Genomic DNA, 12750 nt, shown 5'->3' on the forward strand with positions numbered 1-12750 from the left:
TGCTTGATTACCAATCGATCGAATAGGTCATGCTCAAGGTACGGCCTTCGGCGTTGGGGAATGGCGCTCTGGCGTTGGCCTGGGCGAACAGGTTGACGTACGTGCGGTCGGTCAGGTTGTACACCCCGCCTTCCAGGCGACCGACCGGCAAGTACACGGAGCCGAGCAGGTCCACCAGCGTATAGCCTTCGATGTCGCGCCCGTTGTTGTCCTTGGCGGCAGCGTCGTAACTGGACAGGTGCATGCCTTGCAGACGCAGGGAGTAGTCGTCTTCGGTGTAGCCGACGAACAGCGTGGTTTTGGCCGGTGAAATGCGTGTCGCCGGCAGATCGATCCATTTCCCGTTCTGCTGGGTCTCGCCTTTGGCCCAGGCATAGGTGCCACCCACCGACCATTGATCGGTCGCGCGGTAGGTCAGGCTGTTTTCGATGCCGCGAACCCGCTCCTTCTGGTTGATCAGACGCAAGACACGGTCATTGGCATCGTAGAACTGAGTCACGTCCGAGGTGTTTTCATAGACGGTGACGTCGGCCTGCCACCGGTCCCAGTCACCGCGCCAGCCCAGCTCGTAGCTGTCGACCTTGATGGCCTGGGCGTTGAGGCTCTGGATGTCGAAAGTGCTGTTCACGTCACGCAAGAAGCGCTGGATGTCCGGCAGCGAAAACCCCTGGCTGTAATTGGCGAAGACGTCCTGATGTTCGCTCAGGTGATAGACCGCGCCCAGGTTATAGAGCGTGGCGTCGTATTTGAGGGTGTCACCGGGCAGGATGGCACGTACGCCGGTCTGGACGATCTGACCGTAGGCGATGCTGTCGGAAACCTCGCTTTCGATCCATTCGCGGCGCACACCGCCACGCAAGGTCCAGTCACCGATGTCCCAGGACATCTGCCCGAACAGCGCCTTGGTGGTGGTTTCGATATCCGGGCCCAGCTCGTAAGTGGTGCCAGTCTTGGTGTAGGTCAGCCCTTTGAGGGTGTATTGGTCACCGCGCTGGCGGGAGCGTTCGTGATCATAGTCGGCGCCCCAGACCAGGTTGCCCGTGGCACTGCCAATGGCCGGCAACGGCGTGTCGATAGCCGCACGCAGGCCATACACATCCTGCACGCTGTTGTTGTCGGCGATCCCGGCCTTGCCCCGCGACAGGTCCGGGAAGAACAGCGCGTCGGCCCGGCGCCAGTAGCTTTCCAGTTGCAGGCCCTGACCGTAGAAGTCGTTGTCGGTGTAGTTGAGGTTGGCCGCCTGGTTATGGGTGTAGGGCTGGTCGTCGAGTTTCAGTCCTTTGACCGCCTCGGCCTCTTGCAGGTTTTTCGGGTTTTTTGTGTAGTCAGTGTCCTGCTGGTCCTTGTAGTCCTGCAGCGACAGGCTGAGTTTTTTATCGGCATCCAGTTCGTAACCGAAACGACCTTGCAGGTCATAGGTGTCGGTGTCCATGTTGCTGCCCTGGGACGTGTCCTGAGGGATGCGATTGCCATTGCCGTCGTACTGATCGTTGCGCTGGGTCAGGTCGGCGGACACGTACCAGTCCAGGGCATCCTTGCGCCCGGTCGCACTCTGAAAGGCCTCGTAGGCGAAACCCTTGCTGTTGAGGTTGTTGCCAGTGGTCAAGCCCAGTTTGCTGCTGTAGGCAAGGTCCTGCCCCTGGTTGCGCTTGGTGATGATGTTGATGATGCCGCCCGAAGCACCGGCGCCATAAATGCTGCTGGCGCCGGAAACCACCTCGATGCGTTCGATACTGGCCGGTGCGATGCTGTTGAGCTGGCGGAAGTTGTCACGCGTGGCGTTCTGCGACACGCCGTCGATCAACACCAGCATGTTGCGCCCGCGCAGGGTCTGGCCGAAGTTGCTCATCCCGCCGCTGGACGGCGCCAGGCCGGGAACCAGTTGCCCCAGGATGTCGGAGACCCGACGCCCGGCGCCACTCTGTTGGCGGATCTGTTGTTCGTCGATCACCTGGACCGAGCCTGGAATCGAGGCAATGGTCGCTTCGCTGCGCGTCGCGGAAACGACGGTGGCCTGCATGTTCAATGTGCCCGGTTGCTGGTCGGTGTCCTCGGCCCAGGCCTGGGCGCTGACGGAGCCGAGCAACGGAATCAGCAAGGAAAGTTTGGTTCGGGTCATGAGTTGGTCTTTTTCTTAGTCGTGACAAGTGTGGGTAGACAAGATTGCGGGGGCTGGCGCGAAGGAGAATGAGCGCACCCAGCGGATCCCGATGGCGGCTAGAGCAACCGGCTGACGAGAAACCCCAGCCATTCGTTAGCCAGTGCCGTGGCCGCCAGCGTCAGGGCGCAGAGCCAGGCAACGCCCTCGATGAGGCGCAAGGTGTAAGCCGGATCAGGTGTTGGAAGCAGCGTGGCGCGGCGGGCGCCAGGGCATTGCTCAAATGGTCGAGGGTGATGCGGCGGGACTGGAAGGCAGGAGTGCCGAGGGCTTGGCTCCAGTAGGAGAGCAGTTGCTGCTGTCTTTGCGTGAAAGCGCGCATCAAGTCCGATTCCTTCTGGACAGTGGTTTAGCTGAATGCGCGCAGAGAATACATTTTCAAAATATTAATGCAAATGATAGTAATTGCTTCTTGTGATATAGGAAGCTCATTTTCAGAGTCTGGCCAGGGGTTTGCTCAAGACCATGTAGCGCTCTCCCACCTTCCGCGCATACTCCTCCAGCACCTGCTGACACAACGCCACAATCTCCTCGACCCACTCAACGCCTACCCGCCACGACACCACCACCTGCAAGTCGGGTGGTCGCTGATCGATGTCCAGCAGGGTCAACTCCCTCCGTGCCAGCTCTTCGGCCACCAGCACCGGCGGCAACGCGCCGATGCCAAAGCCATCGCGCAGCAGCCGGGTAATCGCCGACACCGAGTTCACGCAGTTCAGACGTGGCGTCGTCACGCCATTGGCCTGCATCAGGGCGAGCACTTCCTGATGCGGGTGAGAGTTTTTCGAGTAGGTAATGATCCGCTCTTTCGCCAGGTCGGCGACGCCTGAATACTCACGGTTGTACAGGGAATTGCTGGCGACAATCCAGCCCATGGGGTGGCTGGCCAGTTCCAGGCTGCGCACGCTTTCCTGGCGCAGCAGGTCGGTTTGCAGGATCACGTCGAGAAAGCCTTTTTGCAGCTGATCGCAGAGGTTGAGCGAGGTATCGGCCACCAGCTCGATTTCCACCAGCGGGTAGTGATCGGTCATCTGCGCCACCAGCGGGCTGAGCCAGGTATGGATCACCGTGTCCATCACGCCGATGCGCACCCGTCCGGCCTTGCTCGAACGGGTCTCGATCGACTGCTTGAGTGCCTGCATGGTGTCCATCATCTGCTCGGCGTAATCAAGCACTTTCAGGCCTTCCGGCGTCAGGCTCACACCGCGCGAATCGCGCAGAAACAGCTTTACCCCGAGCTCGCCTTCAAGCACTGCGATGCGGCTGGAAATCGAGGCCTGGGTGGTGAAGAGCTTGTCGGCGGTCAGGCGAAAGCTCTTGAGTCGGGCGACCCAGACGAAGGTCTCGAGAAACTTCAGGTTCATGGGATAAAGATTTCTTATGTCTAAGGCGGGTTTTTATTAGTTGGACGCAGCAGGGGCGCGCGTCCAAAAATCGACGCATCCGGTTCCCACGATAGGCGTCGTCGGGGCTCAGAACAATACCAATAAAATCAGCGCGGAGATTTGCCATGAGTGCGCCCGACACCACCGTCATTCCGAAAGCCTCGGCCCGTCCGGGACCTTTCGACTGGTATCGCAACATCAATCAGCAGGAACGCCGCACCTTCTGGAGCTGCAAGATCGGCTATGGCCTGGACGGCATGGACACCCAGATGCTCAGCTTCGTGGTGCCGACCCTGATTGCCATGTGGGGCATCACCACCGGACAGGCCGGGCTGATTCACACCAGCACGCTGATCGCTTCGGCCATCGGTGGCTGGGTGGCGGGGATTCTCTCCGACCGCATTGGTCGTGTGCGCACCTTGCAACTGACGGTGCTGTGGTTTGCCTTCTTCACCTTCCTCTGTGGCTTTGCCCAGAGCTACGAGCAACTGCTGATCGCACGGACCCTGATGGGCTTTGGTTTCGGCGGTGAGTGGACGGCCGGCGCGGTGCTGATCGGCGAAGTGATTCGTGCCCAGGACCGTGGTAAGGCTGTTGGCATGGTGCAATCCGGCTGGGCGCTGGGTTGGGGGCTGACGGCGATTCTGTATGCGCTGCTGTTCTCGGTGTTGCCACCGGAAGACGCCTGGCGCGCGCTGTTCATCCTTGGCATCGTGCCGGCGATTTTCGTGATCTTCGTTCGCCGGTTGGTGAAAGACCCGGAAATCTACCGTGAGGCCAAGGCTAAACAGGAGCCGAGCAATCCGTCCAAGTTCTATGAGATCTTCGCCCCCGGCATGCTCTTCACCACGATTCGCGCTTCGTTGCTGACCACCGGTGCGCTGGGCGGTTACTACGCGATCACGTCCTGGCTACCGACGTTTCTGAAAAACGAGCGCGGTTTGAGCGTACTCGGCACTGGCGGTTATCTGGCGATGGTGATCATCGGGTCCTACGTCGGTTATGTCATCAGCGCCTATTTGACCGACATCCTCGGACGTAAAAAGAACTTCATCCTGTTCGCCGTGGGCTCGTTCACCATTGTCTTGCTGTACACGCAACTGCCGGTCAGCAACGGCGTGATGCTGTGGCTGGGCTTTCCGCTGGGCTTCTTCGCCTCGGGGATCTTCAGTGGTATGGGCGCATTCCTGACCGAATTGTTCCCTACACGCATTCGCGGTTCGGGCCAGGGTTTTTGCTACAACATCGGCCGGGCGCTGGCGGCGTTGTTCCCGCTGCTGATCGGCCTGCTCAGCCAGACCGTGCCGCTGAGTGTAGGCATCGGTGCCTTTGCGGCGGTTTCCTACGGCGTGGTGATCCTCGCGGCCCTGAGTTTGCCGGAAACCCGTGGCAAGCAACTCGACGCCCAGTAACTGATAACCTGCGGGGCTGTCTTATAGATATGTCCCGCAGCTGAAAAGAATAAAGCCTACAGGAGTGTTCAGTGTGAGCCGCCTGCTATTGAACTGCGACATCGGCGAGAGTTTCGGCAGCTGGACCATGGGTCTGGACGCGGAAATCATGCCCTTCATCGATTGCGCCAACATCGCCTGCGGTTTTCACGCCGGCGACCCGAGTATCATGCGCAAGACCGTCAGCCTGGCCCTCAGCCACGGTGTGCAGGTTGGCGCGCATCCGGCCTATCAGGACCTGGTGGGGTTCGGCCGTCGCTCCATGGCCTATGCCACCCAGGAACTTCAAGACATTCTGCATTACCAGATCGGCGCCCTCGACGGCATCTGCCGGGCCCAGGGCGGACGGGTCAGTTACGTCAAACCCCATGGCGCGATGTACAACGACATGATGGCCAACCCGGCGCAATTACGCGCTGTGCTGCAAGCGGTAGCGTCCTATGACCGCAGCCTGCCGCTGATGTTGATGGCGACCCGTGACAACAGTGCGGCCCAACAACTTGGCGATGAATACGGCGTGACCCTGTGGTTCGAGGCCTTCGCCGACCGCGCTTACGACAGCGCCGGCAGGCTGGTGTCACGACAACTGCCGGGAGCGGTGCATCACGATCCGGACAAAATCATCGAGCAGGCGCTGACCATCGCCCGTGGCGATCCGCTCACCGCCAGCGACGGCAGCGCCCTGCATTTGCAGGCCAATACCCTGTGCGTGCACGGCGACAACGCCAGTTCGGTCGCTGCCGTGCAACGCATCCGTGAAGCCTTGAACCGGCAGAGCGCGTCATGAAGCTGCGGGTAGAAGTGGTGGCGCTGGATTGCCTGATGGTGCGTCTGTTCGATGAAATTGCCGAATCCAACATGCCGTGGATGCTGGCAGCCAGTGAAAGTCTGCGCACGGCATTCGCCGGGCATCTGATCGATCTGGTGCCGTCCTACACCACCTTGATGGTGCATTACGACTTGACCGCGCTGAGTCCCGCCCAGGCCCGGGAATTGATTGCCCAGGCGCTGATCGATCTGACGCCCAATGCGCGTACGCGCGGTACCTGCCATGTGTTGCCGGTGTGGTACGACTTGAGCGTCGGCCCGGAACTGAGGCTGTTGTCGCAACGCAGCGGGTTGGCGGTGGAGGAGGTGATCCGTCGTCACTGCGAGCGTGAATATCAGGTGTTCGCCTTGGGCTTTGCGCCGGGCTTCGCCTTCATGGGACTGGTAGAAGAGGTGCTCGCCGCGCCGCGTCTGAACACGCCCCGCAAGAAAGTCGCGGCCGGCAGTGTCGGCATCGCCGAACGGCAGACGGCGGCTTACCCAGTGGTGTCGCCGGGGGGCTGGAATTTGATCGGCCGCACGCCGGCCAAATTGTTCGATCGCAATCGTGATGGCTACAGCCTGATGCAACCCGGTGACACCGTACGGTTTGAAGCAGTCGGCCATGCCGAATTCATTACCCTGGGCGGTGACGACACGCCTCTGGAGGCCCAGGCATGAGCCGTCTGATGATTGAAGCAAGTACGCCGCTGTGCTTGTTGCAGGATGCCGGTCGATTCGGTGTGCGGCATCTGGGCGTGACCCAGGGTGGAGCCGCCGATTGGCGCTCGATGTCGTGGGCCAACTGGCTGTTGGGCAACGGGCTGGATGCGCCGGTGATCGAAATCACCCTCGGCGGGTTCACTGTCGTGGCCGAGGATGATTGCGTGTTGGCGCTGGCCGGAGCGGATTTGGGTGCGCAGGTGGATGGCGAGGCGTTGGCCCCGTGGCGCAGTTTCAGGCTGCACAAAGGTCAGCGTTTGCAATTCACCCGGCCGTTGCTCGGGGCCAGGGCTTATCTGGCGGCGCCGGGTGGGTTCGATGCACCGAAAGTGCTGGGCAGCAGCGCGACGGTGGTCCGTGAGGAACTCGGCGGCCTGGACGGAATGGGTCATGCGCTGGGTAAAGGCGCGTCCTTGAGCTACTCGGGGAGCTCGCTGGTATTGCTGCGCGAGTTGCCGAGCCAATGCGTACCGGATTTCACCGGCGACCCAGTGCTGGATCTGGTGCTCGGTGCACAGATTGGAGAGTTCAGCGGGCAGAGCCTGTTCGACGCGTTCAACAGCGTGTGGAGCCTCGACAGCCGAGCCGACCGGATGGGGATTCGCCTGTTGGGTACGGCGCTGCAGTACCAGGGCAAACCGATGATTTCCGAAGGTATCCCGCTGGGGGCTGTTCAGGTACCGCCCGACGGGCAGCCGATTGTGTTGCTCAATGATCGACAGACCATCGGTGGTTATCCGCGATTGGGGGCGTTGACACCGTTGGCGCTGGCGCGATTGGCGCAGTGCTTGCCGGGGGCGCGGGTGCGGTTGAGACCGGTGGTGCAGGATGTCGCTCATCGCGAACAAATCGAGTATTTGCAGCGCTTCACTCACCGCTAAAAGCTTCGTCGGATCGCCGCCCGGAGCAAGCCCGCTCCCACATTTGATCTGTGTCGTGCACAAAACCAATGTGGGAGCGGGCTTGCTCGCGAAGAGGCCTTCACAGGCGACGAATTTCTACTTGGAAAGAAACCGCATCCCTTCTTCCAATCCCCGCAAGGTCAGTGGATACATCTGGTCCTCGATCAAATCCCGCACGATGTTGGTCGACGAGGTATAGCCCCACGTGTCCTTCGGATACGGGTTGATCCAGATGAGCTTCTTGTACTTCTCCTTGAACCGCTGCATCCACACGTACCCGGCTTCTTCGTTCCAGTGCTCGACGCTGCCGCCCGCCTGGGTGATTTCGTAGGGCGCCATGGCGGCGTCACCGATGAAGATCACTTTGTAGTCGGCGCCGTACTTGTGCAGCAGGTCCATGGTCGAGGTGCGCTCGGAGGTGCGGCGCATGTTGTTCTTCCACACCGATTCATAAATGAAGTTGTGGAAGTAGAAGTACTCCAGATGCTTGAATTCGGTCTTGCACGCCGAGAACAGCTCCTCGCAAATCTTCACGTGGGCGTCCATCGAGCCGCCGATGTCGAACAGCAGCAACAGCTTGACGGTGTTGCGCCGCTCCGGCCGCATCTGGATGTTCAGCAGGCCGGCATCCTTGGCGGTGTGGTCGATGGTGCCATCGATGTCCAGTTCTTCCGCCGCACCCTGCCGGGCAAACTTGCGCAAGCGCCGCAGGGCGACCTTGATATTGCGGGTGCCCAGTTCAACGGAATCGTCGAGGTTCTTGTATTCGCGCTGGTCCCAGACCTTGGCCGCCTTGCCCTGGCGTTTGCCAGCGTCGCCGACCCGAATGCCTTCCGGGTTGAAACCGCCTGAGCCGAACGGGCTGGTGCCACCGGTACCGATCCACTTGTTGCCGCCGGCGTGGCGTTCCTTCTGCTCTTCGAGGCGTTTCTTGAACTCTTCGATCAGCTTGTCCAGGCCGCCTAGGGACTGGATCGCCGCCCGCTCTTCATCGGTCAGCGAGCGTTCGAACTCCTTGCGCAGCCAGTCTTCGGGAATCAGCGCTTGCAGGTGGTCGTCGAGCTTTTCCAGACCGTTGAAGTAGGCACCGAAGGCTCGGTCGAACTTGTCGAAATGCTTTTCGTCCTTCACCAGAATCGCCCGGGACAGGTAGTAAAACTCGTCCATGTCGGCGAAGGTCACGCGCTGTTTCAACGCGTTGATCAGGTCCAGAAGCTCGCGTACCGAAACCGGCACCTTGGCTGCACGCATTTCATTGAACAGGTTGAGCAACATGGCATCAGCCTCTTAGCGGGTGCCGCGACGGCTCATGAACGCCAGACGCTCCAGCAGTTGCACGTCCTGTTCGTTTTTCACCAGCGCCCCGGCCAGCGGCGGGATGGCCTTGGTCGGATCGCGTTCACGCAGCACCGCTTCGCCGATGTTGTCGGCCATCAGCAGCTTCAGCCAGTCCACCAGTTCGGAGGTCGATGGCTTTTTCTTCAGGCCCGGCACCTTGCGCACGTCGAAGAACACGTCCAGCGCTTCGCTGACCAGGTCTTTCTTGATGTCCGGGTAATGCACGTCGACGATCCGCTGCATCGTGACGCGATCCGGGAAGGCGATGTAGTGGAAGAAGCAGCGGCGCAGGAACGCGTCCGGCAGCTCTTTCTCGTTGTTGGAAGTAATGATGATGATCGGGCGTTTCTTGGCCTTGATGGTCTCGTCGATCTCGTAAACGTAGAACTCCATCTTGTCGAGTTCTTGCAGCAGGTCGTTGGGGAATTCGATATCGGCCTTGTCGATTTCGTCGATCAGCAGGATGACCCGCTCCTCGGACTCGAAAGCTTCCCAGAGCTTGCCTTTTTTCAGGTAGTTGCGAACGTCGTGGACCTTCTCCGTACCCAGCTGCGAATCGCGCAGGCGGCTGACCGCGTCGTACTCGTACAGGCCTTGATGGGCCTTGGTGGTGGATTTGATGTGCCAGGTAATCAGCTTGGCGCCAAAGGATTCGGCCAGTTGCTCGGCGAGCATGGTCTTGCCGGTGCCCGGTTCGCCCTTGACCAGCAACGGCCGCTCCAGGGTGATGGCGGCGTTGACCGCCAGCTTCAGGTCATCGGTGGCGACGTAGGCCTGGGTGCCTTCGAACTTCATCTGCTAATCCTCGAACGGTAACGCCGACCTGAACGAGGCAGGGCGGGGGGCGCAATAAAAGAGTCAGCCCCGACTATAACGCGGTGCCCGGTCGACTGTGAACGCAGACGGCTTATTCAGTCTCTGAATGGGGCGTCACATCTTGACTCAGTCTCGGCTGCTGGCCAGTATTGAGCTATCGCCATTTTGGCGATAGCTTGCCGGGCATGTCTACTAAATACCGATTTCGAGATACATATCGCATTCAATTGCGCGAAAAGGATCATCCACCGCCTCACGTTCATCTAACTGGTGGCGGGCTGGACGTCATGCTCAGCCTGGAAACCGTCGAGGTAATGGTAGGCAGGGCTCCGCCCCTGATCATCAGGGAAGCACTGGATTGGGTCAGGGCCCATCAGGCGCAACTGCTCGAGGACTGGAAACGATGTTACCCATGAAACGACCACGACTGCTGGCCGTACAGGCACTGCCGGAGTATCGCCTGGCGTTGACCTTTATTGACGGCCAGCAACTGACTCTCGACCTGAGCCGGGATTTGCTGGCCTTACCAGGCTTGCAACCACTGCAGGGACGCGCGTTCGATGGCGCGGCTCTGGCTGATGATGGCTGGTGCGTCGAGTGGCCTGAGCAGGACATCCAGATTGGTGCAGACACGTTGTACCTGGATGCGATCGCACAAAATGCCTGCGACGAAAATACCCGGATCTTCATCGACTGGCGCGCTCGCACCGGGCTGTCACTCACACAGGCCGCCGAGGCACTGGGGATCAGTACCCGCAGCATCAGTCGTTACAGCCGTGGCAAGGAAGCGGTGCCGCGGTCCCTGGCACTGGCCTGTCTTGGGTGGGATTTCTTGCAGTTGCAAGCGAACGCGCCGCGGGCGGCCGAGGAAACAGGCCGCTACATCATCACGCGCAAAAATTAACCGGCATCCGGCTTGGGCCGTTCATACCGCGCATTGAACGCCTGGATGAATCCATTGCGTAAAATCTGCAAAAAAGCCTGAAACGCGCTGATATCTTGCTGATGCACGTTGCCGTGCAGTTCGACTTTTGTCGCAAACTGGTTTTTGCCCTGGTTTTTCAACACGGTCTCGGTGCCGCCGACGAGGGCTTCCCAAATCGAGCGGAACAGCCCTTTGTCCTCGCTTTGCACATCCTGCTGCCAATTGAACACATCAACATCGCGCAGCAGTGGCTTGATATAGCCGGTCAGTCGTCCCTTGTTGGCTGAGGCTTCGATCACCACGTCGCCATGGCCGGCATTGAAGTCGAACTTGCCGTAGGCTGCGGCGAAGTCGTTCAAGCGCTTGAGCTCGATATCCGTGGTGCGCAAGCGAAACTCGAAGTCTTCGAAGTCGCTCAAGGGATCGAAAGTGGCCGTGGTTTCCAGTGGCGCGTGCCCCAGCAGCAGGGCTTTGCCTTCGAAGCGCGCATCACGCTTGCCTTTGGTGTCGACCACGTTGGTCAGGTTGTAGAGGTTGGCATCCACGTTTGTGGCATTCATGTTCACAGGTGGTTTGGAGTTGAAGTTGCGAAAACTGATCTTGCCGTCGTGGATCCGCACTTCGTTCAGGGTAATGGGCAGCAGCTTGCCTAATTGTGCACGCCAGTCGGTACCCTCGCCGGTCTGGGAATTTTGCTTGTTGGCCCCGCCATCGACGAAGTTGACCTCGGGATTGATGAATTGCACCTCGGCTACTACCGCCCGGTCGTACCACAGCGAATGCCAACTGACCGAGAGGTCGATCAACGGCGCGTTGACGAAAGGCACCGGAACCTTGCCATCGATCTTGACGATTTTCAGTCCGTTGATTTTGTAGGCCCCGCGCCACAGGGCCAGGTCCACGTCGGTGATTTGGCCGCGGTAGTCGCCCATGTTCGTCAGTCGCTCATTGAGGTAGTCGCGCACCAGATAGGGCAAGGCGATGTGGAGCGCTATCAGCAACAGAACGAGGCCGATGAGGGTCCGCAGGGGCCAACTGTATCGACGTTTCATGGCGGCAAATCTCTGACGATCTAAAGCCATTGACTGCACTGATAAGCGGACGTTCGACCTGACTGGACGCCTGCGGGCAAGAGGGCTTACCTTGATGCCCTATTTCAATGCTGTCGTTAAGGACCCAGCCATGAGCCGCATTTTCGCTGACAACGCCCACTCCATCGGCAACACGCCGCTGGTGCAGATCAATCGCATTGCGCCGCGTGGTGTGACCATTCTGGCCAAGATCGAAGGGCGCAACCCGGGTTACTCGGTCAAGTGCCGGATCGGCGCGAACATGATCTGGGATGCCGAGGGTAGTGGCAAACTCAAGCCGGGCATGACCATCGTCGAACCCACCTCCGGCAATACCGGCATCGGCCTGGCCTTTGTGGCCGCCGCCCGTGGCTACAAACTGATGCTGACCATGCCGGCGTCCATGAGTATCGAACGCCGTAAGGTGCTCAAGGCACTGGGTGCCGAGCTGGTGTTGACCGAGCCGGCCAAAGGCATGAAGGGCGCCATCGAGAAAGCCAGTGAAATCGTTGCCGGCGACCCGTCGAAGTACTTCATGCCGGCGCAATTCGACAACCCGGCCAACCCGGCCATCCACGAAAAAACCACCGGCCCGGAAATCTGGAACGATACCGACGGCGCGGTCGACGTGCTGGTGGCAGGCGTCGGAACCGGTGGAACCATCACCGGGGTTTCACGCTATATCAAGAATACCCAGGGCAAGCCGATACTCTCGGTAGCGGTGGAGCCGGCGGTGTCGCCGGTGATCACCCAGGCCCTGGCCGGTGAAGAAATCAAGCCGAGCCCGCACAAGATCCAGGGCATTGGTGCCGGTTTTGTGCCGAAGAACCTCGATTTGTCGATCGTCGATCGGGTGGAACTGGTCAGCGACGAAGAGTCCAAGGCCATGGCCTTGCGCTTGATGCAGGAAGAAGGAATTTTGTGCGGGATTTCCTGCGGCGCTGCCATGGCAGTGGCCGTTCGGCTGGCCGAGACCCCGGAAATGCAGGGCAAGACCATCGTCGTGATCCTGCCGGATTCCGGTGAACGTTATCTGTCGAGCATGCTGTTCAGTGATTTGTTTACCGAACAGGAAAATCAGCAGTAAGCGCTAAACCATTGGCGGATCGTGGCTGGCGGTGATGGCTGAGGCGTTGTCGCGGGTTGCGATCCATTGATCTGGTCCGGTTGATGAT

13 protein-coding genes are annotated in these 12750 nt (G+C 59.9%); 8 read left to right on the forward strand and 5 right to left on the reverse strand.

Annotated elements, in window-relative coordinates:
* Positions 1-7: 7 nt before the first annotated feature.
* Positions 8-2119, reverse strand: a complete 2112-nt coding sequence (locus tag KGB28_RS13700) for a TonB-dependent receptor (protein WP_223445839.1) — start codon at positions 2117-2119, stop codon at positions 8-10.
* A gap of 220 nt (positions 2120-2339) precedes the next feature.
* On the opposite strand from KGB28_RS13700, the gene KGB28_RS13705 reads away from it, so the two are divergent.
* Positions 2340-2576, forward strand: coding sequence for a hypothetical protein (locus tag KGB28_RS13705; protein ID WP_223445841.1), 237 nt, complete (start codon positions 2340-2342; stop codon positions 2574-2576).
* A 16-nt stretch (positions 2577-2592) separates the two neighbouring features.
* On the opposite strand, the gene KGB28_RS13710 is transcribed toward KGB28_RS13705, so the two are convergent.
* Positions 2593-3522, reverse strand: a complete 930-nt coding sequence (locus KGB28_RS13710; RefSeq protein WP_223445843.1) for a LysR family transcriptional regulator — start codon at positions 3520-3522, stop codon at positions 2593-2595.
* Between the two features lie 146 nt (positions 3523-3668).
* On the opposite strand from KGB28_RS13710, the gene KGB28_RS13715 reads away from it, so the two are divergent.
* The 4 genes from KGB28_RS13715 (at position 3669) to KGB28_RS13730 (ending at position 7405) form a co-directional block, all read left to right on the forward strand.
* A complete protein-coding gene (locus KGB28_RS13715) occupies positions 3669-4955 on the forward strand; it encodes an MFS transporter (RefSeq protein ID WP_223445845.1) in 1287 nt (428 codons plus the stop codon).
* 73 nt (positions 4956-5028) lie between these two features.
* Positions 5029-5781 (forward strand): 5-oxoprolinase subunit PxpA, encoded by a 753-nt coding sequence (locus KGB28_RS13720; RefSeq protein WP_223445847.1) that lies wholly within the window; start codon positions 5029-5031, stop codon positions 5779-5781.
* Positions 5778-6482 carry a 5-oxoprolinase subunit B family protein gene (locus KGB28_RS13725; RefSeq protein WP_223445849.1) on the forward strand — a complete coding sequence of 235 codons (705 nt, stop codon included), beginning with the start codon at positions 5778-5780 and terminating at the stop codon, positions 6480-6482. The genes KGB28_RS13720 and KGB28_RS13725 overlap by 4 nt, the downstream gene beginning before the upstream one ends.
* Entirely contained in the window at positions 6479-7405 is a 927-nt protein-coding gene (locus tag KGB28_RS13730; RefSeq protein ID WP_223445851.1) for a biotin-dependent carboxyltransferase family protein, read from the forward strand. The genes KGB28_RS13725 and KGB28_RS13730 overlap by 4 nt, the downstream gene beginning before the upstream one ends.
* A gap of 117 nt (positions 7406-7522) precedes the next feature.
* Here the strand turns inward: KGB28_RS13730 and KGB28_RS13735 are convergent, their stop codons facing one another.
* Entirely contained in the window at positions 7523-8701 is a 1179-nt protein-coding gene (locus tag KGB28_RS13735; RefSeq protein ID WP_008049176.1) for a vWA domain-containing protein, read from the reverse strand.
* 12 nt (positions 8702-8713) lie between these two features.
* Positions 8714-9559 (reverse strand): AAA family ATPase, encoded by an 846-nt coding sequence (locus tag KGB28_RS13740; RefSeq protein WP_007984829.1) that lies wholly within the window; start codon positions 9557-9559, stop codon positions 8714-8716.
* A gap of 206 nt (positions 9560-9765) precedes the next feature.
* On the opposite strand from KGB28_RS13740, the gene KGB28_RS13745 reads away from it, so the two are divergent.
* Entirely contained in the window at positions 9766-9996 is a 231-nt protein-coding gene (locus tag KGB28_RS13745) for a DUF4160 domain-containing protein (protein ID WP_191624905.1), read from the forward strand.
* Positions 9984-10484, forward strand: a complete 501-nt coding sequence (locus tag KGB28_RS13750; RefSeq protein WP_223445853.1) for a DUF2442 domain-containing protein — start codon at positions 9984-9986, stop codon at positions 10482-10484. Before KGB28_RS13745 ends, KGB28_RS13750 begins: the two co-directional genes overlap by 13 nt.
* Here KGB28_RS13750 and KGB28_RS13755 read toward each other — a convergent pair.
* Entirely contained in the window at positions 10481-11557 is a 1077-nt protein-coding gene (locus KGB28_RS13755) for a DUF748 domain-containing protein (RefSeq protein ID WP_223445855.1), read from the reverse strand. The two genes, KGB28_RS13750 and KGB28_RS13755, sit on opposite strands and share 4 nt — an antisense overlap.
* 130 nt (positions 11558-11687) lie before the next feature.
* On the opposite strand from KGB28_RS13755, the gene cysK reads away from it, so the two are divergent.
* Positions 11688-12662, forward strand: a complete 975-nt coding sequence (gene cysK, locus KGB28_RS13760; RefSeq protein WP_223445857.1) for a cysteine synthase A — start codon at positions 11688-11690, stop codon at positions 12660-12662.
* Positions 12663-12750: the final 88 nt, after the last annotated feature.

It is taken from the genome of Pseudomonas sp. BF-R-19 (assembly GCF_019956445.1).
Taxonomy (GTDB): Bacteria; Pseudomonadota; Gammaproteobacteria; order Pseudomonadales; family Pseudomonadaceae; genus Aquipseudomonas; species Aquipseudomonas fluorescens_BH.

Excerpts from the sequence above, each read along its gene's own strand:
- KGB28_RS13715 (WP_223445845.1), top strand. The coding sequence starts at position 3,669 with ATGAGTGCGCCCGACACCACCGTCATTCCGAAAGCCTCGGCCCGTCCG.
- KGB28_RS13750 (WP_223445853.1), top strand. The coding sequence starts at position 9,984 with ATGTTACCCATGAAACGACCACGACTGCTGGCCGTACAGGCACTGCCG.
- KGB28_RS13755 (WP_223445855.1), bottom strand. The coding sequence starts at position 11,557 with ATGAAACGTCGATACAGTTGGCCCCTGCGGACCCTCATCGGCCTCGTT.
- KGB28_RS13740 (WP_007984829.1), bottom strand. The coding sequence starts at position 9,559 with ATGAAGTTCGAAGGCACCCAGGCCTACGTCGCCACCGATGACCTGAAG.
- cysK (WP_223445857.1), top strand. The coding sequence starts at position 11,688 with ATGAGCCGCATTTTCGCTGACAACGCCCACTCCATCGGCAACACGCCG.
- KGB28_RS13735 (WP_008049176.1), bottom strand. The coding sequence starts at position 8,701 with ATGTTGCTCAACCTGTTCAATGAAATGCGTGCAGCCAAGGTGCCGGTT.
- KGB28_RS13745 (WP_191624905.1), top strand. The coding sequence starts at position 9,766 with ATGTCTACTAAATACCGATTTCGAGATACATATCGCATTCAATTGCGC.
- KGB28_RS13730 (WP_223445851.1), top strand. The coding sequence starts at position 6,479 with ATGAGCCGTCTGATGATTGAAGCAAGTACGCCGCTGTGCTTGTTGCAG.
- KGB28_RS13710 (WP_223445843.1), bottom strand. The coding sequence starts at position 3,522 with ATGAACCTGAAGTTTCTCGAGACCTTCGTCTGGGTCGCCCGACTCAAG.
- KGB28_RS13725 (WP_223445849.1), top strand. The coding sequence starts at position 5,778 with ATGAAGCTGCGGGTAGAAGTGGTGGCGCTGGATTGCCTGATGGTGCGT.
- KGB28_RS13700 (WP_223445839.1), bottom strand. The coding sequence starts at position 2,119 with ATGACCCGAACCAAACTTTCCTTGCTGATTCCGTTGCTCGGCTCCGTC.